Here is a 24,260-nt window from a genome sequence, read left to right on the forward strand (position 1 = left end):
GCGGACGGTTCAGGTTTCAGTCGGCGGCCGCCGCCGTGTATCTCACGATAAAGACGATATCTTCGACGGTGTCGGCGCTCAGGCCGTGTTGCTCCAGCGCCCAGGTCTCCGCGGCCCAGTTCTGGAGCAACGTCGTGGAGGCGCTGCCGCCTTTGGGCAGGGACCGCACGGCGATGCCGTTTTGCGGGTTCACCGGCGCGTCGACGCCGCCGTTCAGCGAGATGCCGGCGTCGCTCAGCGCGGCGCCGGGCTTGGTGATGACGTGAACGTCGACGTGGCCCTCGTCATCGACGATGTTGGCGAGCGCGAGCGTCATGCGGGCACGCCGGATCACGAACGGGAAGTGCTCGGGCAGGAGCGTCATCTGGACGGGCTCGCCCGGGCTGGTGAGCAGGCGGTGGAACACGTCGGGGAACTCCTTGCGGAGGCTAAGGACCCGCACGAGCCCGGTCTCCTCGTCGGAGACGACCTTGAGGAGCTTGTTGAGCCCGTCGATGATCGCGGTTTCCGCGCCGTCCTTGAGCGTGCCGCCGCCGTCGCGCGCGGTGTAGCTGAGCTGCAGGACGGCGTCGGAGATCGTGTTGTGATCGAACTGCGGATACGCCGTCGGCAGCTCGAGCCTCCACCGGCTGATGACGCCTGCGCCCTCGAAGGGCAGGTAGCGCTCGTCGCGGAAGTTGAGCTCGAACAGCCCTGCGTCGCTCTGCGCGCTGCTCGTCGCTATCGATTGAATGCCGACGAGATCGTGGACGAAGCGCGGGTCGTCGAAGCCGGTATAGGCGTACGCGGTGGGATTGGCCGTGCTCTGCTTGCGGATGGCGCTGCCGAGCAGCGTGAGCTTGGCGCTGACGCTGGTGTGCGGCCCGGTGACGCAGGGGATCGTGAGCCGGACCGCTCGGATGCGCCGGAAGTACTGGCCAGGGTGATCGAGATCGAACAGCACCTCCGGGAGCTCGAACTCGCAGGCGCCCTTCTCGCGCAGGTCCTGGAGCGCGGCCGGGTTGATCGCGGCGAGCGAGATCGGCTTCTGGATCTCGAACTCGCGCCGGTTGCGCTCGAGGTAGGCCACTTCCATGCGCTTGAGGTCGAGGACGAGCTTCTCGCCGGCGAGCAGCCCTTGCCGCAAGCTGTCGAAGTATCCGAACTGGATGAAGCTCGTTCCGTCGAGCCCGAGCTCGAACTGGAAGGTGCGCTCGGCGCTCTTCGCCACGTCATAGGCGAGCTTGTACACCTGCTGATAAGTGCGGCTGAGCTCGCGCACCATCCACTGGTAGAGGTCGCGGCTCGTGAACTTCTCCTGCAAGAACTCGCGCACCTCTTCCGCGTGCTCCATCTGCGCTTCGTGGTTGTCGAGCTCGAGCTGCGCGATGTCGCGCCGGATCTGCGCGGTCGCGATTTGCTGGTCGATCAGCGTGATCTCCTTGGTCGCGAGCCGCTTTTGCAGCTGCCAGTCCTCCCAGCGCCGCTGGTGGCTGGCGTTGATGCCGGCGAGGCTCGCGGTGCCTCGCGTATAGCTGGCCGCAGCGCCGAGCCCGTCGGCCATGGATTTCATCGCGCTGGCGAGCGCGCTTCCGGTCTTCACGTTCACCTGAAGGAACGGAAACGGCCCCACCATGCCTACCGCGGGGTCGGGGATAGGCGCGAACAGCCCGGCGAGTGTGTGGAATACACCCTGACCCACCTCGAACCGGGTGCTGAACTTGGTCATCGAGAGCTGTGTCGCCTCGCTCTCGTTGATGCGAACGCGGTTGGTGTACTCCGTGAGGCGCTCCTCGACGAGCGCCCGCGAGAGATTGAGCGCCTTGATGTTCTCCTCGGCCTCGGCGATCTGCGCCTGCCGCACCCGGCGCACGAGCTCCAGCATCTTGATCTCATGCCCATGGCGCATGAGCTGCAGCTCCTCGGCGTCCTTCTTCTCGAGCGCCGCGAGCAGCGCCGCCCCGAAGCCCTTGAGCTCGTTCGCGAGATCGACCGCTCGCTGGATCCACGTGCCGAAGCGGTAGCAGGGCAGCGGCGCGTTGAGCTGCGCGAGAACGCTCCCGAGGTCGAGGCCTGCCGCGGCGGCGCGCACGAGCAGGGCCGGGTCGATGGGGGGCTCGAACAGCTTGAGCTGACGCTTGACCCCATCGATGTTCATGCTGTTTCTTATCTTGAAGAGACGGTCCTGCACCGTGTCCCAGTAGCGATCGAGCCGCTCGTTCCTCGGCACGCAGAAGAAGAGGGTCCTGAGCGAGAGGTTCTTGATCGAGGCCGTCGCTGCGTCCTCTTGCGCGAGCTGGGTCTGCTTCAGGTGCTCGCTGTTGCTCACGAGCCGGTATTCGACGTCGACGATGGCGTTCGAGAAGCTCGTGATCCCCTTCGTCTTGAGCTCGCGGTACGTGTACCTGGGCTCACCCGTCAGCGGCTCGACCGCCTCGGGGCGGTCGCCGAGCAGCTCAGCCGCGAGGATGTAGAGCTGCGTCGCTTGATTGATGGCCTCGATCGTGTCCAGCCGGAAGAGCTGATCCGCCCAGGCGATGAGGTTGTCGAGATACTTCATCACCACGGACTTCTGGTACGCCACCAGCCGCTGCCGCGCGATGAGGTGCGGATTGAAGGGGTTGCGCCGCCAGTCGTCGACCAGCGCGGTGAGCTCCTGGCGATCGTAGGTCGACAGCGTCTTCGTGAGCCCCAGCGTCTCCGAGAGGCTGTCGGTCGCATCCTTGTTGGCGAAGAACGGCAGGAAGTTCCAGTAGCGGGAGCCGGCCGGGAGGCGCTCGACCCAGCGCTTGGTCTGCTCGTATCGCGTGAGCTCCTGCTTGGGGTCGAAGACATAGTGGTACCATTTCATCGCGTCTTCGAACTTCAGGTCCTGGCTCAGGCGCCCCGCGATCAGCATCGGCAGATGGAAGAAGAGCTCCCAGTTGTAGATGCCGAACGGCGTCCCGTAGCCGAACTCGATCGTGGGCAGCGGATACGGCTGCTCGACGCTGCGCGTCGGGTGGAGCTCCGTCTCGATCAGGCGCTGCGTCGTACCCCAGGCCTGCCTGTCGCCGGCGATGTGGTAGCCCAGGTAGAGGTGGCCGTAGTAGTTGTAGTAGTAGTTCGAGTAGTACCGGTTGTCGGCGATGGGCAGCGCCTGCGTCGCGCGGTTCATGATGCCTTCCGGCCCGAACGCCTGCAGGCGCTTTCGCACCTCCGTCACCAGCGGATGGTTGAACGTCGAGAACGAGGCGACTTGCGTCCTTTCCCGGCTCAGGCCCGACCGCGTCACGACCCCTTTGCTCACGGCAAACAAGCTCGTGGAGGGGGTCTCGTAGAAGAAGGGCTTGAGCTCGGCGCTGCCGAGATAGGGGAAGTTCGTGCCGAAGACGCGGAAGGCGCCCGGGGTCCTCCGGAAGAACGGCGCGTTGCCCAGGAATCGGAGCTCATCGCCGGCGTTCCTGGCGTGGACGATGTAGTCCACCTCGACGGCGGCGTTCTGCACGAGCAGGGTTCCTTCCGGCCAGCTCTCTCCCACCTTGAGCACGAGGTCGCTGGACCCCAGCGTGTCGTCGCCCGTGTGCCACACCGCGAACGTGCCGAGCCGCTTCGGTCTGAGGAAGTTCTTGTCTTTCCAGAGCCATTCGGCGAGCGAGTCGGCCCGGCTCACGCCGTCCGCATTCGGAATGTTCGTCTTGACGACATCCACCGATACGTACTCGCTGCTCGCGACGGCGACGCGCAGGTGGTAGCCCGCCGTCCGGGGCTTGTCTTCGCCGAGCTCGCGATCGAAGATCGTCTCCGCGTCGGCATCGGTCACGCGGCTCTTGGAGAGCTTGGGCTTGAGCCACTTGTTCTCCGAGGCCACGTACTCGCTCCACATGAGGCGGATCTCCGCCTGGAAGTCCGCGTGCACGGCTCCGGCGTTGTCTCCGTCGACGTGGTTCTTGTTCGCCGGCAGGGGCGTCGGCTTCTGCTTGTTCTGCACCAGCGGCCAGAACAGGTGGAGGCGCCCATTGAAGACGACCGGCGCGACGACGTCGGCGTTGATATCGAGGTTGATCTTCTTCCACGGTGTCCAGACCCCGTCGTGGAACTGCTTGGCCTGGAACGTCCGATAGTAGAAGCTGCGCGACTGGAAGCGCGTGCGGCCCACGACGTGAAGGACGTGGTTGACGCCGGAAGAGAAGACCTCCTCGGCGTAGGTGCCTACCACCTCGAGGTTCGACACCTCGCTCATCTTCTCCAGGTAGTTATGGAGGGCCGTGAGGCCCCGCTCGTGCGTGATGTCGCCCTCGACGAGCTCGTTCTCGAGCTCCATGAAGAACTCGGTCTTGTCGTCGCGCAGCTCCGGCTCGATCCAGTTCTCGGGGTAGAGGAAGACCTTGCGGTTGGCCTCCCAGACCCGGTAGTTCTGCATCCACGCCCACTGGTCCTTGGCCTGCTCGAGCTGGATCAGCGAGGCGTTGTCCTCGAGCCCGAGGAAGACGCGCTGGACGAAGAGCTGCACGACGTTCAGAGCGAGCCGGATACGCGAGATGAGCGTGTCGGGCTCCATCTCGACGTCGATCAGGAAGTGAGCGAAGAGGTCGTTCTCGTCGACAAAATCGGGCTTCTGCTCGCCGTTCACGCCGTCGACCTCGACGGCGCCGGTCGTGAGGTATCCCGTGAGGGCGTCGCGCTGGCGTCGCCGGAGCGGGTCGCGCAGCGGCTTGAAGACCTCCTTCCAGGCATCCCTGCTGAACTGCGATCGGAAGACGTTCCTGAGCCGAACGGCGGCGCCAAGGGTCGGCGCTGGGCTGAGCAAGAGGTCGATGATCTGGCTCGCGTTGAGCTCGAGCCGCCGGACGATCCGCATCGTCGCCCTGAGCATCTGCCAGAGCTCGAGCATCTCCGAGAGGTTAAAGTTATGCCAGGGCGGCGGCGGGGGTGGCGCCGGAGAGATCAGATCGAGGACGGCCAGGATGTCCTCGGTCTTCCATCCAGTGAGCACCGCCACATCATCGGCGCCCGCGTCGGCAGAGCCGCCGCCTTCACTCCAGAAATCGAACAGGGTCTTGCTCTTGAGCTCCACGGAGCGCTGGAGGTCAAGCAGATCGATGAAGCCCGCGAGCGCCGACCACGGCACGTCCGCGTCGTCGTCACGCAGGGGGAGCTCGTCGAGAGATAGCCCAGTAGACCCTTCGCTCAGGTATTTCAGCTCGGACCTCTTCAGCTCGAGACCTTTCACGAGCCCGACAGCCTTGAACAGCTTGGTGTAGACATCCGCACGGAATGGGACGATGGCGCTCGCGGGCACGGGGACCGGGTCCGCGTTGCCGACCTGCCAGAGCAGCGTTGCGTCCTCCGTGCCGCTGTAGGTGACACGCACGTCCAGGACCGTGCCCGCTTTCAGCTTCTGGCCAGGGAAGAGGTAGAGCTTGTTCTGTTGAACCTCGTTGTACCCAGAGGAGGTGCGCTGCTCGCCGTCGATCCATAAGGCGACCTCGGCGCTGGGCGCCACCGGCAAGCTGACCGAGATGATGAATACGTAGTCGTCGTCCCGCGGGATGACCACGGACGCCCTGCGTTCCCCCGGCTCGGCGGTATTCCATTCCGCTTTCAGGAAGCTCTTCCAGTCATCGATAGCCATGCCGAAGTCGCCGGTCAGGATCCTGAGCGCCTTCGTGAGCAGCGCTTCGGCTTCATCCCGAGCGAGGCCCATGAGCTCGGCAGCGACGGTGAGAGCCGAGGCCGTCCGCGCCTGGTCGACCAGGTAGGCGCGGAGCCGATCCCACACGAGCTTGTAGCGCAGTACGCGCGATCGGGCCTCATCATAGGTGACCAGCTGATCGATGGGGTCGTTGTCGGGTGTCCACCCGATGAATGCCGCGAAATAGCGATTCAAAAAGTTCCGGTTTTGCTCTCTCAGCGGTGCTTGTACCGCTTCGTACCCCGCCAGCGCGTCATCGTATTTCTGCTGAGTGTCGAAATCGTCCCGGTGGGGCGGCGGAGGCGGCCCCTCGACGATCTGGATCGCCCGCACGACCTTGTCGGCCGGCATGATCTTGGTGAGCGCAGCGACCAGCGCGGCCGCGTCGGGGATCTGGTCCGGGTAGGTCGCCTCGATCTCCGCCGCTGCCGCCGAGAGCCGTTGAACGGCGCGAGTCATGTCCTCCGCCGTAGGCGCAAACGGAGCGCCCGGGCCGCTTTCATTGCGCAGATAATAGGCGATCTCGGCGGCCGACATGCGCGACGCCCGAGCTCGCTCGAACTCTCGGATGGCGGCGTAGGTGTTCAGGATGGCGGCCTGGAGATCGGTTGCCCCCTCCGCGAACGGGTTGCCCACGAGCGCCGCGAGGTCGTAGAACTCGGCGATCGAGAGCCCCATCGCCCTCGAGAACGTCGCCACCCGGTACATCTCCGTGAGCTCGGCCAGCCCGAGGTTCGTGACCGACTTGGAGACGATGACCTCCCCCCAGAGCCGGTCGATGTCTGTCGAATTCAGACGAAGGGCCGCGCGGAGGTGCGCCGGATAATCCTCGTCATCCGTCACCGTCGCGAGATTGACCGTCGCGCCGATCCGCACCCGCTCGAGCCCTTGATACTCGGCCTGACTCGGGGCGCCCACGAGGAACACCTCGTCGAAGCGGCTCTTCTCGATTCGCCCGGTGCGGCGCGTATCGAGGTTCGCCCACCACGCGACCACGTCGAGCGGCGAGAGCTTCAGCTCGTCGGCCAAGCGCTTTACCTGGGCGAGCCTGACGAGGTTGTCGGGAATGTTGCCATCCTCGAGGCTCATCAGATAGGCGTCGAGCTCGCGCATGCTCCAGCCGAGGTTGCGCCAGAGCCGGACGAAGAAGCTGACGCGCCGCAGCGTGTCCGTGTTGAGGTGCGCGATCTGGAACTCGTTGTAGTTGCACTCGACGAGCTCTTCCGTGCTCGACACGATGTGGAGCCCGTGCGTATCGGCGGCCTGGCGGTGGACGAAGCGGGTATCGAGCAGGTCGAGCAGCTCCTGGTAACGCAGGCCCGTGCGGTGCAGGAATACGGGCACCAGCGTCACGAGCTTGACCCAGGCCGGCCTCGTGTCCGGGTCCGCCTCCGGATCCGGCTCCGCGGCGGTGATCTTGAGGGTGGGTTTGTCGGGCCGCCGGATGGTCACCTCGTGGGCGCCGGGCGGGATCACGAAGCCCCAGTACTCCGGCACCGGGCGCTCCGCGCCGAGGATCGCCTGGGCCTCGGAGGGCGTCAGGTTCAGGTAGGCGAGCGCGATGTTCGGATCCAGGAGCTTCGTGTCGGCGTCGCTCATCGAGAACGCCTCGAGGATCTCATGCTTTCGGATGTTCTTCTGCTTGAGGAAGATGTCGATTTCTTCCCTGCCGAGCGCCAGCGGCAGATGAAACGGGAAGACGGCCTGCGCGAGCTTGTCGTACGCCTTGTGGTTGAAGTGCTCCGGGAACACCTCGAGCGAGTCGTTCGCTCCGTTGGTCTGGAGCGCTGGATAGACCGTGAGCGGCGCGGCGTTGCCCCGGATCCGGAAGCGGACGGCGTCGTCCTCGACGATCCACTCTTTGCTCGGTTCGGTATAGGCGGCGCTCTGATTGGCGACCGCGCGCTCGCTGAGCACGTACCCTTCCGCCAGAACCGCGCTGCGAAGCGCGCCCAGCGCCCCCTCGACGCCGTCCTTTGCCTGGTTCATCGTCTCGGGCGTGACGCCGATGGTGAACTCGAGCGGCTCGACGACCGCTTCGAGGACCTCGTTGACGATGTCGATATACGGCAAGACCGTGTCCGTGTTGGAGCAGGTGAGCTCGATGTCCTCGAGGTCGGGTCGGCGCTCGAACAGCGTCCTCTTGGGCGCGCCGTCGACCCACTCCAGCAGATCCATCAGGTACGCGCCGGGGCTCAGCACCGTCTGGCAATGCTTGCAAGCACATTTGTTGAGGTCGCCGAACAGGGTGATCCAGTTCGGGAGCTTCGGGAGCTTGTTCAACGTTGGATCGCCGTTCGATGCCACGAGCCCGGCGGTGTAGCCGTGCGTCGGATCGAGCACGGAAAAATTGACAGGCCCCGGTACGGCGCTCATCCCGCCGATCTCATTCAGACTCGGGTGGAACTTGACCAGCGTCGTGAGGATCTCGTTCGCGTAATGGGATGCCGTGCGGTGGATGTCGCGCGCCGCCGTGAGGCCACCCACGTGCTCTTCATGATCCGCCACGAATCGGTCCTCCGGGATGCGTGCGATCCGGACCGCGGAGTCGAGATCCTCGTCGATGAGGTGATTGGCCGCCTCGAAGTCGGCGGTCAAGCGAAACACGCGCTGGATCTGCTTGATCGAGCGGACCGTGCCAGAGTCCAGCGTGAGATCGTTCTCGACGAGGTAGTCGTCGATGTTGCCCTTCTCGAGGCTGAACTTTGGGTGATCCGTCAAGAACTGGCTCACCGCCGCGAAATCGGGTTCCCCCTGCATGCGGGAGACGAAGCGACGCTGCGGGCTCAGCTTGCCGAACAGGTCGTAGAGGCGCCTCGCGTAGACAGCTCCTTGCCCGTACGTGCCGTTGAACCCCGGAACATCACCGGGGTATCGACCGTCATTGTAGCTGGTCGAGCTCGATGCGAAGTCGGTCCAGTTCGGGTGCGCGCCGTCCAGCGTCACCGTGGCGAGATCCTCGATCGTCCGCCAGCCCGAGCTCGCCTTGTTGGCGTACACGGCGGCGACGATCGGGTAATAGCGGCCGGCCTTCTCGTACATCTCGAACACGAACGTGACGTCCTCCGCCTCCTGTTCGGTCAGCACTTCGTCATCGACCAGCGCGGAGAGCAGCCCGGGGAGCTCCCCGAGGTTGTCGAAATGCGCGCCGATGAGCGCCTCCTTCTTGGCCCTGAACGGGTTCTCCGCCGCGGGCAAGCCTTGGATTCCGATGGTCCGCGCCAGCCACAACGTACTGGCCGAATCGACGGTAAAAGGCTGGGGATTTTCGGTGGTAGCCGCTGTCGCACGTGCGGCGGACGCCAGCGAGCTATTGCCAGGGGTCGTTGACGAACTCGTGAAATTGTGTGCAGTGTAGTTGGTGGGCCACGATGTCACTACTGGCGCACCAGCGAACGCAGCGCATGGGAGCCACAGGGTCTCCTTGTTGGCTGTCAAGGGGATATGCGCCGGTGGATCGGCCTGGGCGTTCAGTCCAGAGGCCGGTCCTGAAACGGTGACACCTACACCCGTTGATATCGTTCCCTTCCAGCTGTTCTTGGCCACGCGATAGACCTGCGCGGCCGCCTGATTTGCGGCCGAGGTCTGAAAGTTGACGAGGGTGCCGCCCTCGCTTCCCGTTGCTACTTTGGCGTAGCCGTTCATGCGAACACGGCCATCCAGACCATGGAGGTCGGACCACAATAGCGTCCAACCGGCCGGCGTCGTCACCGTCGGCCCGTCGTAGACGGCGAACAGCGCGATGAGCAGGTCGCCGGCCGTGACCGCCGAAGGCATGGCGGCCTGGTGCGCCGTGCTCGCGGTGCCAAACGAGGTCTGCGTGAAGTTCAGAATCTGGGGAAATCGCTCTTCCTTGCCGAACACGAGCTCGAGCAGCTGTTGCTGCCACGGACGGTCTCTGCCCTCATCGAACGGGACGAAATTCATCAATTTCGTGAGCACCGTTCGCCAGGTGTCGACCAGGGTCGGATAGATGTCGACCTCGATCGCCGCGGAGATGATCCCGCGGTGGACGGCGGCGACCAGCGTCTGGAAGAACTTGTCGGGATTTACGTCGAGCAGCGCGCGCAGGTTGTCGCCGAGCCCTGCGCGCACGAGCGAATAGATGACTTCCCGCGACATGGGCCCGCTCAGCGTCGAGGGAGGAAGCTGTGTGTCGATCTCCTTCGCGATGAGCCAGGAGCGGACGAAGGCGCGGACCAGCGCTTCATCGAAGCCGCTCGAGCGAGCGACCAGGGTCAGGAAATCCGGGCGTTCATCGAGCGTGCGTACGGTCGACAGCTGTGCGGCGTCCGAGACCCCCAGGCTGGGTTTCAGCCCCGTGACCAGGCGCTCGTACTCGCAGTCGGCGTTGGCGACCACGCGATCGATCACCACGTCGAGCTGCTGCTCGCGGGCGGCATTGTAGATCACCTCCGAGGACGATAGCCTCCGCAGGTCCGTCCCCTCCGGATTCAATTTTTCGTTCGCATACAGGATCAGGTTGATCTGCCCTGGGGGTGTGCCGATCGGGATCGCAGCGCTCGCTACCGGCGGCGGGCTGTAGAGGATCTCGAAGTTTCCGCCTGCGTCGCTCTCCGCCTTGCTGAGCAGGAATTCGTCGATACCGCCGCTCGTCCAGCCGACGTGGTATGCCTCGACGACGATGCCCGAAGCGGCGAGGCCGATGGTGTTCCGCACGGTGCCGAAGGCGCGGTGCTGGCGCGAAGATGCGGTCCATGTCGCGCCGCTGCTCACGAGCTCGGCGCTCTGGCCGATGATGATGCGCACCCTCGACCCGCTCTGGATCGCGTTGAACGTCTGCGTCCAGCCGACCTCCTGCCCGCTCGCGCTATAGATCCTGAAGCGCAGGTTCGCCGTCTCTCGTGTCGACTCGAACACCGCGACGCGCTGCAGGACGACCGGCCAGCCGCCGGTCTCCGGGTCGTATTGGCCCTGGCCTACCTCCCTCTCGGTAGAGCCCTCGATATCGAATGCCCTCACGCGCGCGATCTCGTTCTGAGTCGGACGGTTCATGTTGGGCCAGAACAGGTCGATGTTGATGATGTAAGGGTTCGGGATAGACATGTTCTTTCCTCTCAGGCACGCTCGCGCGCGCACCTTCAACGTCGACAATGGCGCGCCATGCCCTGGCTCGCCTCATGGCGTGCCAGGGTCGGCGCTCCCTCCGGGGAACGTGGCAGAACGTCAGCGTTGCGGCATGATCTCGCCGCAAACCATGTGCGACAGACGCACTACCGATTCTGTCGCATTCTGATGGAATGTAACTTCAATGTTGGTTGAATATTGCGTAATCTGTGCCTGCGGAAGCGGTGCGCGTCGCAGGCTGCGCCGTCTTGCTTGTGTTCAGGCGCTGTCGAGCGAGTGGCATTCCGTGATGGACGAATATGTCAGCGTGCAGACTGATGGTCAATGTCGGACCGGTGCTCGAGACCAGGCGGAGATCTCGGGAGCAAGGCATTCGGTCGGTGATCCCCATGGGGGGACGGGTGATCACGGAGAGCCGACATCAGAAAACTGTCGAAGGTCAGCCGCGCCGAGTGGAGCGGCGCGTCACGGCGCGTTAACGCCCAGGCTGGTTCAAGAGCAGCTTGGGTCTGTTCCCGCGGACTTCTAACAAGCTTGGTGAACACCGATGTTCTCATCGGCCTGGCCCGGAAGGCGGCTGTGAACCGCAGTGGTCCGGCTCCAGGAGACGCGAGCCCCGGCAACGGGGGCGCCCACTCGATAGGACGTCATCGAGGCTCGGACATCAGCCCGGCCCTGTCACGCGGGACGACCTCCCTCCACGGGGGCGTGCCGCGCACGCGGAACCAGGGAGGAGCCTGGGCGACGCGGTGCTAGAGGACCGATCAGTTTGATTTTGTGGTAATCCCGAGCGCTTCGATGCAAGGCTCGACGGTCTCGCCGGACCATGATCTCGTCCGCATCCGGAGGTGCACGGATGGAACGATGGTTGCCGCCGGTGGAGCTGTCGCGACAGGAACAGGCGCTCATGAAGCGGTTGACCCGGGTGCGAGCCCTGTTCGGCTTTCTCAGGCTGCACCGGCACGAGCTATTCGACGAGACGTTCCAGGAGCAGCTGGAGAGCATGTACCGGACTACGGGCGCAGGTGAGCCGCCGCATCCGCCGGCGCTGATGTGCATGGTCACGCTGCTCCAGGGCTACGTCGGCGCATCGGATGCCGAGGCGGTGGAGCTGTCGCTCGTCGACCTTCGCTGGCAGATGGTGCTCGGCTGCCTGGGGGCGGCCACGCCCGCGTTCTCGCAGGGCGCGCTGCAGGCGTTCCGAGAGCGGATGGTCGAGCATGAGATGGACCGGGTGCTGCTGGAGCGGACCGTGGCGCTCGTTCGGTCCGGCGCGATGACGGAGGGCGAGAGGCGTGCGGTGTCCAAAGCGCTGCGCGTGGCCGTCGATAGCCGCCCTTTAGCGGGAGCCGGGCGGGTTGAGGACACGATCAACCTGCTCGGCCATGCAGCACGCAGCATCGTCCGCGTCGTGTCGAAGATCACGCAGCGCCCGCCCGAGGAGATCTGCCGCAAGGCGGGCATCCCGCTGCTGCTGGGTCCCAGCATCAAGGCCGGGCTCGACCTGGATTGGAGCGACCCGAAACAGAAGGCGGCGGCGATTCAGATCCTGGAACGGCAGGTCTCGTCGCTGCAGCAGTGGGTGGACCGCCATCTGGACGACGTCGTCGAGCAGCCGCTCCGCTTCTACTTGGATGCGGTCACGCAGGTTCGGGACCAAGACTTGGAAATTGCTGAGGATGGGGCCGTTCGCATCCGCCAAGGTGTTGCAGCTGACCGCCGTGTCTCCATTGAGGACGCCGAGATGCGCCACGGTAGAAAGAGCCGCTCGAAGAGGTTCGATGGCTACAAGGAACACATCGCACGCGATCTGGACCTTCCCGTCATCGTCGCCTGTGCGGTCACGCCAGCGAATCGCCCCGAAGAAGAGGGGGCCGCACCGATCGCCGAGGACATCCAGCGTCAGCGGCTGCGCCTCGGCGAGCTCCACATCGATCGCGCCTATGTGAACAGTCCCGTCGTTGGCGACGTGATCCGCGACGGTGGCCAGGTGTTCTCGAAGCCCTGGGGACAGCGTGCTCGCAGCCCCAACCTGTTCAGCAAGCGCGACTTCAAGATCGACCTGCGCACCAAGACGATCACCTGTCCGGCAGGACAGGTCGAGGCATTCGAACCGGGCGACACAGTCCAGTTTGATCCTGAGGAGTGCGGCGCGTGCCCCCTCCGAGCCAGGTGCACCCAAGCCGCCTCGGGACGGGGGCGGACCGTGTCCATCGCGAAGGACGAGGCTTTGCAGCGCAAATTCCGGAAGCTGCAGCAAACGGGGGCAGGTCGCGCCGTGCTCCGCCAGCGGGTGGCTGTGGAGCATGCGCTCGCCCACATCGCGGCACGGAAGGGCCACACTGCACGCTACATCGGCGCCAGGAGAAATCTGTTCGACCTCCGGCGCGCAGCAGCGATCCAGAATCTAGAGGCGGCCCAACGTCTGATGCAGCAGGCAGCGTAACCTGCCGTAATTAAATGGTTTTCAATGTGTTTGTCGCTCTAGGCCGGCCTGGAGCGATCCACGCGGAGCTCGATCCACGGAGAGGTCTGCTCGGCCAGGGTGCGGTAGGTGAGCGCCGCGGCGCCGACGAAGAAGAGCGCGAGCGCGGCCGGGCCGATGTCGATGCTCCCGGCCGAATCGACGGCGCCGAGCATGCTCGCGTGGAACGCGCGGAACAGGCCGAGGTGAAGCGCCGCGAGCGCCCCGCCGAGCGCGAGCGCCCAGGAGCGGTGGAACCGCGCGCGCTGGGCGTGGTGAGCGATGACCGTCTCCGAAGCGACGCAGAGGCTGCCGTGCGCGGGCGCCCGGAGCACCCAGGCCCGCGCGGCGTCGCGGTAGCCCTTGCCGGCGGCGCTCGCGTCGATCTCGCGGCGCACCGAGCCCGCGATGTAGATCGTGTCGCCGGGGCGGACCTCGGACACGTAGGCGGGCGCGCCGCCACGCCTCGTTGGGACGAAGGTGGTATCCAGGGTCAGCCTGCTGCTCGCCGGCTCGACCCGCACGGTGGCGCCCGAGGCCAGCCGGAGCGAGAACGCGCGCGCCCGCGTCTGCCACGGGCTCGGCGCTGCGCTGGCCTGGCCGCCGCACGGGATCTCGATCGCGATCACCGCGTCTCCCGGCGCGGCGTCCTCCGCGCTCACCTCGCCGCGCAGGAGCGCAAACCCCTCGCGTATCGCGCCGGGTGAGGCCGACGGGCTCCGCGCATACGCGGCGATCTGCGAGCGCCGCCGGTGGTGGAGGCAGCGCCCGATCGCGATGGCGACCGCGACACCCAGCACCACCCCGGCGACCCCGTAGACGATGAAAAGGCTCGCGACGAAACCCATCGTGACAGCGTAGACGTGCGGCGTCGGGGCGTCGAGACGGGGTGTTGGCCTCGGGAGCCCCGGGAGCGCAAGGCGCGCATCTCGCACCATAGCCGCACCGCGGCCCCGCGCCCCGCGTCGACACAGACAGCGGCGCACAGCGCCGCAGGCGCCAATCCGAGCGCCGCTGCACGCCAGGGAGCGCACTGCCACGGGTGAGGCGCAGGGGCACAGCCGCGCGGCGCATTGCGGTCTGGACGGGCGGATTGCCACGGCGGGAGGCGATTTCGATATGAGGCAAGCGCCGCTCCAGGGCCGGGCGCGAGGCCGCGTCCTGCGTGTCGGGCGCGGGTGGCGCCGCGCGTCAGAAATGGGCGATAGAAGTTCAACGCGATGCCGGAAGCGTGTTAAGGAGACGCCGTGTCCGACCAGCTCAGCTCGGATCTCGCCTCGCTGCGGATCCAGCGGGACGTCGATCCCGATCGACGGAGCCCGCTCCGCACCGTCCTCGTCGCCGCGGTCGTGCTCGCGGCGGTCGCCGGCGCCGCCGCGTTCGCCGTGCCGAAGGCGCAGAGCGCGCTCTTCAAGACCGAGATCACCACCACGGAGGTCGCGCTGGTCTCGCCGGCGCAGGCGTCGATCTCCGTGACGTCGACCGGGTACGTGGTCCCGCAGGTGGTGTCCAAGGTCGGGGCCAAGTTCCCCGGCCGCATCGCGCGGGTGCACGTCAAGGAAGGCGACGTGGTGAAGCAGGGTGACCTGCTCGTGGAGCTCGACGACGCCGACCAGAAGAGCCTCGTGGCCGCGGCCCAGGCCAAGGTCGCGGCGGCGCGGGCGCGCGCCTCGGCCTCCCGGGCGAGCATCGGCGAGGTGGAGCAGCAGCTCGCGCGGGAGCGGCTGCTGGTCGAGCGCCAGGTGACCGGCCGCGCCTCGATGGAGGACCTCACCGCGCGCATGCACTCGCTCACCCAGTCGGCGGCGGCGGCTGACGCCGAGGTGAAGGCCGCTGCGGCCGACGTCGAGAGCCTCCGGGTCACGCTGGCCGACCGGAAGATCGTCGCGCCGATCGGCGGCACGATCATGTCGAAGCCGCCGGAGGTGGGTGAGGTCGTCGGCCTCGAGCTGCCGCACCTCGTCGAGATCGCCGATTTCACGTCGCTCGTCGTCGAGACCGATGTCCCGGAGACGCGCCTCTACCTCGTCGAGCCCGGCAAGCCGTGCGAGGTGGTCCTCGACGCGTATCCCTCGAAGCGACACCGCTGCACGACGCTCGAGATCGGCAAGCGGGTGAACCGCGCCAAGGCGACCATCCCGGTGAAGGTGAAGTTCATCGGCGAGCCGAAGGAGGCGCTGCCGGAGATGAGCGCGCGGGTGAGCTTCCTCGCCGAGGCGCTGTCCGAGGAGGCGATGAAGGAGCCGCCGAAGCGGGTCGTCCCGGAGGCCGCGGTGGTCGAGCGGGGCGGCGCCAAGGTGGTGTTCGTGGTCAACGAGGGCCAGGTGAAGATGGTGGCCATCAAGGTGGGCGGCCCCGCGCCCGGCGGGCTGGAGCTGCTCGACGGCCCGGCCCCGGGGGCGCGCCTCGTGGCGAGGCCGTCCCCCGAGCTCGCGGACGGTCAGAAGATCAAAGAGAAGGAAAAGGGGAGCGAATGACCGAGGGGTATCGCGACGGGAAGCCGAAGCCCATTGTCGAGCTGCAGGGGGTCGGCAAGAGCTATTTCCGCGACAAGGAGCCGATCGTGGTGCTCGACAACATCACGCTCGACATCCCTGAGGGGTCGTACGAGGCGCTGATGGGGCCCTCGGGCTCGGGCAAGTCGACGCTGCTGAACCTGATCGCCGGGCTCGATCGCCCGACGCGCGGCTCGGCGCGCGTGGCGGGGCAGGACCTCACGCGGATGAGCGACGGCGAGCTGGCGCGCTTCCGCTCCAGGACGATGGGCTTCATCTTCCAGGCCTACAACCTGATGCCGGTGCTCACCGCGGTCGAGAACGTCGAGCTGCCGCTCCTGCTCACGAACCTGTCATCGTCCGAGCGGCGGAAGCGCGCGCAGACGGCCCTGCGCGTCGTCGGGCTCGAGGAGCGGATGGGCCACTATCCCCGGCAGCTCTCCGGCGGCCAGGAGCAGCGGGTCGCGATCGCGCGGGCGATCGTGAACGACCCGACGATCATCGTGGCGGACGAGCCGACCGGCGATCTCGATCGCAAGAGCGCCGACGAGATCCTGGCCCTCCTGGAGAAGCTCAACAAGGAGTTCAAGAAGACCATCCTGATGGTCACGCACGATCCGCAGGCCGCCGAGCGCGCGACGGTGACGCGCCGGCTCGACAAGGGGAACCTGTCATGAACCTCGTCTCCGTCGCCGCCAGGAACGTCCTCCGCAACAAGTTCAGGACGCTGCTGACCGTGATCGGCGCGGTGGTGGCGGTGCTCGCGTTCGTGCTCCTCCGGACGGTGCTCTCGGCGTGGAACGTCGCCGCCGACCACGCGGCGAAGGACCGGATCGCGACGCGGCACAAGATCTCGTTCATCCTCCCCTTGCCGAAGCGCTACATGGACACGGTCCGCGAGGTCCCCGGCGTGACGGAGGGGTCCTTCATGAGCTGGTTCGGCGCCAAGGACCCGCGCGACGCCAACAACTTCTTCGCCTCGATGGCCGTCGAGTCGAAGACCTTCTTCAAGGTCTACGACGAGATGGTCGTCTCGCCCGAGGACATGGAGCGGTGGCTGGGCGACAGGAAGGGCGCCATCGTGGGCGACGTCCTCGCGACCCGGCTCAAGGTGAAGCCGGGCGACACGGTGACGCTGGAGGGGACGATCTACCCCGGAAACTGGCAGTTCAACGTCTCGGGGATCTACACGGCGACGCGCAAGTCGATCGACAGGTCGCAGTTCATCTTCCACTACGACTACCTGAACGAGTCGCTCCCCGAGCGGCAGCGCGACCAGATCGGCTGGATGACCGCCCGGATCGACGACCCCTCGCGGAGCGCGGACATCAGCGCGGCGATCGACAAGATCTTCGACGAGAGGGACGTCCAGACGGCGACGATGAGCGAGCGGGCGATGAACCTGTCGTTCATGGCGATGATGTCGGCCGTGCTGACGGCGCTCAACGTCGTGTCCATCATCATCCTTCTCATCATGATGATGATCCTCGGCAACACTATCGCCATGGGCGTCCGGGAGCGGACGCGGGAGTACGGCGTGCTGCGCGCGCTCGGGTTCGAGCCGAAGCACGTGAGGATCTTCATCATCGGGGAGGCGGCGACCATCGGGCTTCTGGCCGGGTTGCTCGGGCTCGTGGTCTCGTATCCGATCGTCGAGCTCGGGCTGGGCCGGTGGCTGGAGGAGGACATGGGCGCCTGGTTCCCCTATTTCCGGATCGAGCCTTCGACGATGGTCATGGCGGTGCTGCTCTCGATGGGGCTGTCGCTCGTCGCGTCGCTCATCCCGGCGTACAACGCATCGAAACTCTCGGTCACCGACGCGCTCCGGCGCGTGGCGTGAGCGACCCACGCAGCCTGTCTTCGACACCCTGAAAGCGGGAGAGAGCGCTCATGATCCCCGTCGCCTACAACGTTCGAAATCTGGTGGTGCGCAAGACGACGACCCTCGCGACGGCGTCCGGTCTCGGCCTCGTGGTGTTCGTGTTCGCGTCGGTGCTGATGCTCGCGAACAGCGTGGAGCGCACCCTGGGGCGCACCGCGCGCGACGACGTCGCGATCGTGATGCGGAAGGGCTCCGACGCCGAGATGGTGAGCAGCATCGAGGAGCAGCAGATCGGCGTGATCCTCGCGAGCGCCGAGGTCGCGAAGCGGCAGGACGGCAAGCCGGACGGGGTGGGGGAGGTGGTGGCGGTCATCCTCCTCGAGAAGCTCGGCACGGAAGGCATCTCCAACGTGCAGGTGCGCGGGGTGCCCGACGACGTGCTCGCGTTCCGCTCGCAGGTGAAGATCATCGAGGGCCGGCCGGCGCAGCCGGGCACGGACGAGGTGATCGTGGGCAAGGCGATCGTGGGCCGCTTCAAGGGCCTGTCGATCGGCGAGTCGTTCGAGCTGCGAAAGAACCGGCCGGTGAAGGTCGTGGGGGTGTTCGAGGACGGCGGCTCCTCGTCGGAGTCCGAGGTCTGGGCCGACCTGCACACGACGCGCTCGGCGTTCGGCCGCGAGGGGGGCGTCTCCGCGGTGCGGGCGCGGCTCGCCTCGGCCAGCAAGTTCGACGCGTTCGAGGCGTCGATCGAGCAGAACCGGAACCTCGGGCTCGAGGTGATGCGCGAGAGCGTCTATTACGAGAAGCAGTCCGAGGGGACGAGCATGTTCATCAAGGTGATGGGCGTGCTCATCGCGGTGTTCTTCTCGATCGGCGCGATGATCGGCGCGATGATCACGATGCACTCGTCGATCGCCAACCGGCAGCGCGAGATAGGCACGCTGCGGGCGCTCGGCTTCTCGCGGTTCAGCATCCTCGTGTCGTTCCTCATCGAGTCGGTCCTCCTCGCGCTGGCGGGCGGGGCGCTCGGCGTGCTCGCCGCGCTCGGGATGAGGTTCGTGCGCTTCTCGACCGTCAATTTCGCGAGCTGGTCGGAGGTCGTGTTCACGTTCGAGCCGACGCCCGGGATCCTGCTGACGTCGGTGGCGATCGCGGCGGTGATGGGCCTGCTCGGCGGGTTTTTCCCGGCGCTCCGCGCTGCGCGGATCAGCCCGATCCAGGCGATGCGGGGGTGACCCGGGGCGAGGGGGGCGGCGCCTGAGGCATCCCCCGCAAATTCTTCGGAAAGTTCACAGGGAGGCGGCGAGACGGGGAGGTAAATCTTCAAATACTCCCTGTCTCCCCGCCTCCCTGTTCAATTTCCCCGCTGAAAAGGGCTGCGAAAGGTGTTCCGGCGCGCCCGGCGCTCCCTTGGCCGGGGACGTGCTCTCCCCTCGCCGGGGGGGAACAGCATGCCCACGATCACCAAGGCGATTTACGTGAACTTCGCGGCGGGGAGGAACGTGGAGCGGCTGAATCGGCTCTCCTCCCTGGTCCAGCGGACAGAGCTGAACTCCCTGGTGATCGATATCCGGTCGGAGGGGGGCGCGCTCCTCTTCGAGCGTGACGAGGTGACCAGGGCCCAGCTGGGCGCCCTCCGCGACGCCGGTATCTACCTCATCGCCCGGCTCGTCGCGTTCAAGGGCGGCCCGCGGGGCTGGCACGACCCGGGCTCGGAGCCGCGATGGCACGAGATCGCGGAGATCTCGCTCCGGGCGTACGACGCCGGCTTCGACGAGGTGAACTACGATTATGTGCGTTATGGCGCCGCGCGCGAGCCGCGGTCGCGGACGCCGATCGAGGAGAGGGCGCCGACGATCCGCGCTTTCTTCGAGTTCCTCCGCGCGGAGGTCGGCAATGCGGCGTCTCGCCCGATCTCCGCGGATGTCTTCGGGTTCACGCTGCTCGGGCCGCAGGACGGGATAGGCCAGCGGCTGGAGGACGCCGTGGAGCTCTTCGACTACGTGATGCCGATGCCGTACCCATCGCACTGGGGCCCTGGCAGCTTCGGGTTCGCGAACCCTGCGCATCACCCCTACGAGACCCTGTATGCCTCGCTCTCGGCCGGCTGGCGCAGGGTGGCAGCGCTTCCCGGGCGCATCGGGCTGCTGCGCAGCTGGATCCAGGCGTTCGATCTGGACAGCTCGCGCCCCATGCAGCGGTACGAGTACACGCCGTGGCACATCCAGGAGCAGATCCGCGCGAACGACGACGCCGGCTGCGCGGGCTACGCGGCGTGGAACCCCAGGAGCCACTACGACGAGAGCGCGTTCGTCGGCGCGCCGCGGGACACGGTGTGAGAGCGCGGCCGCAACCGCTCTCGCCACGCCCGCAGCGGGGCCATCCGGCGGCTTTGCCGCGGCGAGAGCGCTTGCCATGCCGCGCTGCTGCCCGCACGCCGCCGCCTGACCGGACGGGCTAGTACCGCGGGTCAGAAATCCCGCCAGGATTTCTGCGACGATGCGCTGGACGCGGACGAAATATCAATAATTTCAATCTGTTCTGTCTGATTCGCGGTCGGGCAGCTCGCCGGTGTGGCCCAACGCGGGCCCAACGGGGCGCCTGCAGCCACCGGGGCGCCCGCTGCGGGCTGGCCGGCGTGGTCAACGACCTCGCCCGGCGCTCGGTGGTGCAGCGCGCGGACGAGGGACGCGCCGTTGCTCGGCGACGGCGAGCCCGCCTCCGGGCCCGCGGACATGGGATCACTTCCGCCTAAACGGCCGCCCTTGCCGTTCAGCTCGGGGATCGCCTCGTCCAGAGGAGCGAAGTCTCCCAAGCCGAGCTCAGCGACCTTGCGTGCCGCGCGCTTGTAGTGGTGGATCTGACGGCTCGACTTATGCCCGGTCCGATCGGAGATCCACGTCTCGGTGCGGCCGTTCGCGAGCTTGATCGTGATAAAGGTCGCGCGGGTGTCGTGCAAGCGTATATTCAGCCTTGATTGCGTGGTCTCGAACAACTCGGGCCGATCAATGCCAGCACGGCGCAGGTGATTTCGAAAGTTGTGCGCCCCACTGCGCCCCGGCAGAGGCCCGCTCGGCCCAACGAAGACACGCTCCTTCGGGGGACATATAGCGAAATAGGTCCGAAGCGCCCGCACGACGTCGGGTGAGAGTGCCCACGCGCGAGGGTCATCCGTCTTGTTCTCGTCGAGCACCACGGCGCCGCGATCGAGATCCAGGTCGGACGGCTCCAGCCTTCCGGCCTCGTCTGCCCGCATTCCCTCGCGAATCAGGAAGCCATAATAGATCCGATAAGACAGCGGAATATTTACCGCCGCCATGAGGCGCCTATCCTCGTCGGGATAGAGGGAGCCTTTGGCCTTGTTGTCCTCCGCCTTGGGGATCCATCCACGCGGCAGCGGATTGCTGGCGATGATGCGCGCCGGATAGGTCGCGAGCGCGAGTATCCGATGAATGACCTTTGCGACTCCTTGACGCGAGGAGTCCTCAAGATGTCCTGGCAGCATGGAGATCGCTCGATCCGCATGGTCGAGCGTCAAACGAGAGAGAGGAACGGGGCCGAGTACCCCCAGAACATGATTGAGCTTATGCCGGTATTGCTCCGGATGGCGAAGCGCTTTCACATGCAGTGGGTATTGCTCGGCGAGCCTTCCAGAAACAACCAATTCGGCGAACTCGGCGAAGGTTGTTTCCCCGGACGCGCGAGCACGCGCTTCGCCCCTGCAGAGCTGTTCGATGGCAAGCCGGACGTCGCGGAGCGCGCTGCCCTCGCGCGCAGCAGCGCGCTCCAGCAGCGGCAAGCCGAGCACGATCTGGCCGGCCGCGAGCAGGCGCCCGGCGAGCTCGGACAGCACCTCCAGGCGCGCGTTGGCTTCCTGCTTGGTCCGGCACGTCGGCAAACTGAACGTGGATCGACCGGCCTCGCCGAGGCTGAGGCGCGCGGTCCACGTCTTCCCGCGCAGCCGGACGGACCCGGAGCCGTTGGCGCGCTTGTCTCCTGCGGGCCTGCCGGGTGCGCGAGTCGCCAGCTTCGGGTGCTCCGTCGTGCTCGCCGAGCCCGGCGAGTCTGCGGCGGCCGCCGCTGCTTCCTCCACCGGAGTGGCACGTCCGGCGGAGCGGCTCGAACGCAAACGCCGATCGGTCGACGCCGGTGCAGGGAGGGATGTGGTGGGCGACGACGCCGAGCGCTTGGCGCGCGCCCGTCGGTGGGGTACGTCAGTCATGGGTCGGTCTCCGGTGATGCGGGGCTCGATCAAGGGCCCGTCCGGCGTTCGCTGCGCCGACCGGGCCCGCTCTACTTTGGCGGCAGCCTAGCACGGCTTGTTCCTGCGCGAGGATCGCTCGCCCGGCCGGTGCGCGGACATGGGACAGATTCGAGGCCGGCAGAGGCCAGCACGGCGGCAACCCGCGTTCGCTCATCCACCTCTGTGTCACGGCGCGATGCTGGGTCACCAGCCAGCGCCTGGAGGTAGGCGACGAACGCTTCGCGCTGGACGAGGCGCAGCTTGCCAAGCCTCGTGACCGGGAGCGGGAAGCCCGGTCCGCGAATCGTGTCGAGGTAGACGCGTGCCGGGATCCCGGTGACCGACTCGACATTCTTCTGCGAGAGCGTCTCCGGCTGCGGCGCTGTGAGTGTGAGCCCCTCCAGCGGGATCGCGAGCGTCGCCGTTGCCGTGGTGGGCTGGGCAAGCCCCCTCGGGGGGCACGATCTTCGGGCTGGCACGCCCGGGAATGTCCTCTCGACCACGCGCGTGCCGTTGTCCGCCTGACGAAGAGCAAGGGGTGCCGATACACGGGCGAGAGCCGCTCGTGTCATGATGTACCTCCATCCGTGTTGGGTTCGTTCGCAACCGTGACCGACGCCGCCGGAAGGTGCCCGAAACGGTAGTTCTGCGCTCTCGGTAGTTCGCGACGAACTACCGGTGTACGCGCCCGGAAAGAACGTCAAGCGATGTCGCGGGGTTAGGTGTTTTTGGAAGCGCCGCTGAGGGGCCGAAAAAGGGGGAAAACGAAGGGCGCGATTTGGTAGTTCTGCGCGCCCCCTCAGCGATGCGTGCGGAGGTGACACCGAGGGGGGCGCCAAGGTAGGCACACACCGCGCAGAACGCGACCCACGCGCACCGGGCGAGCGGGTTCGGCCCTTCCGCCGTCGCCTCCTAAGCCCCGCGCCCCCGTGCCGACCACCGTGTCAATGATGCCGTCGGGCGCCACACGACGGACGCTGTGATTGCCCCTATCGGCGATGTAGACGCTGCCGTCGAGCCCCACCGCGATGCTGAACGGACTCGTCGATGTAGCCAGCGTGGCGGGGCCGCCGTCCCCGCTGTACCCGGCCGCGCCGGTACCGGCCACGGTCGCGATCGTCCCGTCGGGTGTACCCCGCCGCACGCGATTGCCGCCCTGCTCGGCAATGCGAAGGCGGCCATCAGGCCCGAGCGCGAGCCCGCGCGGCACGTCGAGCTTGGCGGCGACCGCAGGCCCGCCGTCGCCGCGATCCCCCTCATTGCCTGTGCCGGCCACGGGCCTCAATCACGCCGTCTGTGCCCACGCGGTGCACCCGGTGGTGGAACGTATCGGCGACGTAAATGCTGCCGTCCGTCGCCGCGGCCACGCCCGAGGGAGCATATCGATGCGCACGAGCGAGGCGGGCACGCCGCGGCGGCTGGGCGGGATCGTTAGGGCATCAGGCCGAGCGCGAACAGGGCATCCGACCAGAGCGGCCAGAGCGTGCGGTAGGGGTGGGTCGCCAGCAAGATGCCACCGTTCGGGAGGCGCCGGACGTGGAACCGGGCGTGATCCACCAGGAAGTAGACGTGCTCGCCCGTCAATTCCACCCAGGCGAGGGACCCGCCGCCGCGGGTGAACCCCTCACCACGCGCCCGGGCCTGCACCGTCAGGTTGTGGATCTCCTCGGCGCGTGGCTCCGCGGCGCGCCACGCCTCGTCGGGCACGTCCGCCGCGGCGATGAGCGCCTCGATCAGGGCGGAGCCCGGCAGGCCCAGCGCCTTGAGGACGGTCTCGCGGGAGAGCGGGATCAAGCGCCCACTCTTGTCCGTCGGAACCACGCGCGCCCCGGCCGGCGCGGCTTCCACCCGCGCGCGGAGCGCCTCCGCCGGTAGGCCCGCGATCCGCGAGACGCTTTCGCCGTCGTGGAGGCTGACCCACGACAGGGCGAGATCGCGCGCGATCTCGCCGGCGTTCGCGTGGTACGTCGCGCACATCGAGACCGGCGCGAGCCAGGTCCACGCGCTCGTGCAGCCGCCGGTCGAGACGCGCCCGGTCGCGTCCGACGCGCAGACGCGGAGCAGCAGGTCCTCAAGGTCATCCAGCACGATGTGCCACGCGAGCTCGGCTTCCGCCTCCACGGAGCGCGGGCCGCTGCCCAGGGCGGGATACAATTCCAGCGGGAGAATGTCCGCCGCGCTGGCAGGGACCATGTGGATGGGGCCCCGTGGCTTGAGACGTTCGCTCTTGCCCGTGAAGCAGCGATAGTGGCCATAGAACGTGCGTCGGTCGTCGAGCTCCATGGCGAAGTAGGTCTCGGCGTCGGTGCGTCCGAAGTGGGCGCGGATCATCGCGACCGCCTCGTCCACGAAGTTCACCGAGCGATCCACGTCGGAGCCCATCCTCACGCGGATATAACTCCCTTGTGCAACGAGAGCCGGCAACGCCGCCGCGAACGCGTCGCCCCGCTCTGTCTCGTCACACCACGCGAAGAAATACGGCCCTGGTTTCATCC

Annotated in this window: 12 protein-coding genes; 6 read left to right on the forward strand and 6 right to left on the reverse strand. The window is 66.8% G+C overall.

Features of this window, described 5'->3' with window-relative positions:
* Nucleotides 1-16 precede the first annotated feature (16 nt).
* On the reverse strand, nt 17-10,720 hold the full coding sequence (locus ACSRUE_RS15025; RefSeq protein WP_441291589.1) for a neuraminidase-like domain-containing protein: 10,704 nt from the start codon (nt 10,718-10,720) through the stop codon (nt 17-19).
* Nucleotides 10,721-11,597: 877 nt separating this feature from the next.
* Here ACSRUE_RS15025 and ACSRUE_RS15030 point away from each other — a divergent pair.
* Entirely contained in the window at nt 11,598-13,187 is a 1,590-nt protein-coding gene (locus ACSRUE_RS15030; protein WP_441291590.1) for an IS1182 family transposase, read from the forward strand.
* Between the two features lie 38 nt (nt 13,188-13,225).
* Here the strand turns inward: ACSRUE_RS15030 and ACSRUE_RS15035 are convergent, their stop codons facing one another.
* Nucleotides 13,226-14,053: a hypothetical protein gene (locus tag ACSRUE_RS15035; RefSeq protein ID WP_441291591.1), complete on the reverse strand. Its 828-nt coding sequence runs from the start codon at nt 14,051-14,053 to the stop codon at nt 13,226-13,228.
* A 399-nt stretch (nt 14,054-14,452) separates the two neighbouring features.
* On the opposite strand from ACSRUE_RS15035, the gene ACSRUE_RS15040 reads away from it, so the two are divergent.
* From ACSRUE_RS15040 to ACSRUE_RS15060, 5 genes are all read left to right on the forward strand, one after another.
* Nucleotides 14,453-15,682, forward strand: coding sequence for an efflux RND transporter periplasmic adaptor subunit (locus ACSRUE_RS15040; protein WP_441291592.1), 1,230 nt, complete (start codon nt 14,453-14,455; stop codon nt 15,680-15,682).
* Complete coding sequence (locus ACSRUE_RS15045; protein WP_441291593.1) at nt 15,679-16,377, forward strand: ABC transporter ATP-binding protein; 699 nt, start codon at nt 15,679-15,681, stop codon at nt 16,375-16,377. Before ACSRUE_RS15040 ends, ACSRUE_RS15045 begins: the two co-directional genes overlap by 4 nt.
* Nucleotides 16,374-17,540, forward strand: a complete 1,167-nt coding sequence (locus tag ACSRUE_RS15050; RefSeq protein WP_012239324.1) for an ABC transporter permease — start codon at nt 16,374-16,376, stop codon at nt 17,538-17,540. The genes ACSRUE_RS15045 and ACSRUE_RS15050 overlap by 4 nt, the downstream gene beginning before the upstream one ends.
* A 50-nt stretch (nt 17,541-17,590) precedes the next feature.
* Nucleotides 17,591-18,757 carry an ABC transporter permease gene (locus ACSRUE_RS15055; protein ID WP_441291594.1) on the forward strand — a complete coding sequence of 389 codons (1,167 nt, stop codon included), beginning with the start codon at nt 17,591-17,593 and terminating at the stop codon, nt 18,755-18,757.
* A gap of 216 nt (nt 18,758-18,973) precedes the next feature.
* Nucleotides 18,974-19,861 carry a putative glycoside hydrolase gene (locus ACSRUE_RS15060; protein ID WP_441291595.1) on the forward strand — a complete coding sequence of 296 codons (888 nt, stop codon included), beginning with the start codon at nt 18,974-18,976 and terminating at the stop codon, nt 19,859-19,861.
* 131 nt (nt 19,862-19,992) lie between these two features.
* Here ACSRUE_RS15060 and ACSRUE_RS15065 read toward each other — a convergent pair whose 3' ends face one another.
* From ACSRUE_RS15065 to ACSRUE_RS15080, 4 genes are all read right to left on the reverse strand, one after another.
* On the reverse strand, nt 19,993-21,615 hold the full coding sequence (locus tag ACSRUE_RS15065; RefSeq protein ID WP_441291596.1) for a tyrosine-type recombinase/integrase: 1,623 nt from the start codon (nt 21,613-21,615) through the stop codon (nt 19,993-19,995).
* Nucleotides 21,616-22,564: 949 nt separating this feature from the next.
* On the reverse strand, nt 22,565-23,041 hold the full coding sequence (locus tag ACSRUE_RS15070; protein ID WP_441291597.1) for an NHL domain-containing protein: 477 nt from the start codon (nt 23,039-23,041) through the stop codon (nt 22,565-22,567).
* Nucleotides 23,022-23,132 (reverse strand): hypothetical protein, encoded by a 111-nt coding sequence (locus ACSRUE_RS15075; protein WP_441291598.1) that lies wholly within the window; start codon nt 23,130-23,132, stop codon nt 23,022-23,024. Before ACSRUE_RS15075 ends, ACSRUE_RS15070 begins: the two co-directional genes overlap by 20 nt.
* Before the next feature lie 64 nt (nt 23,133-23,196).
* A complete protein-coding gene (locus ACSRUE_RS15080) occupies nt 23,197-24,258 on the reverse strand; it encodes a hypothetical protein (protein ID WP_441291599.1) in 1,062 nt (353 codons plus the stop codon).
* Nucleotides 24,259-24,260 lie beyond the last annotated feature (2 nt).

Source organism: Sorangium sp. KYC3313 (assembly GCF_052075895.1).
In the GTDB taxonomy this organism is placed as follows: domain Bacteria; phylum Myxococcota_A; class Polyangia; order Polyangiales; family Polyangiaceae; genus Sorangium; species Sorangium cellulosum_B.